Raw genomic sequence first — 571 nt, 5'->3', positions numbered from 1 at the left:
CTCTCATTTCTTAATACAAAACACCCCCAGAATACATTACATATCTATCTTGACTCACAAATTGTACTCATCTACTGCATCTGTAATCAGAAGCAATTTCAAGATGACGTGCTTTACTTGGAAATCCCCATCGTATCTAGAAAGGAGTCTTGAACTCACTTGAGCGTATTATCAGATGGGATTGGATATGAAAGCCTACGCTTTTATGGTCCCTTTCAGCCCCTACACATCGATCAACTTCAAATAACACGTGCCATCAACGAGCATGCCTATTTACACATCAGTGGCATGCTCTCCGAAGAACAGGGAGCCGCTTGTATCGGTCAAAATATGGAGCAAGAGCCCATTGTGATTCGTCAGTTGGATGAGCAAGGACAATCGCTGAGAAGGCTGTTCCATGGGATTGTTACACGTATGTCTGTACACTGTGTGCGAGGCGTGTATACATTTGAACTGGAGGCCGCTTCCCATTCATACCAGATGGATATTAAACGTAAAAGACGCTCCTATCAAGATATTCACCGTACTTATGATGATCTGGTCACTACGCTGGTTCGAAAATATCAGTACG

The 571-nt window shown here is 43.1% G+C and carries 1 pseudogene; it reads left to right on the top strand.

Annotated features, from left to right (window positions below):
* Positions 1 to 159: 159 nt before the first annotated feature.
* Positions 160 to 571 (top strand): annotated as a pseudogene (locus AC5V8P_RS25990) (adhesin); the annotation flags it as partial.

This window comes from Paenibacillus sp. N119s (assembly GCF_059447605.1).
The sequence above is the reverse complement of the archived record's forward strand: the minus strand, read 5'-3'. Positions and strand labels throughout refer to the sequence as shown.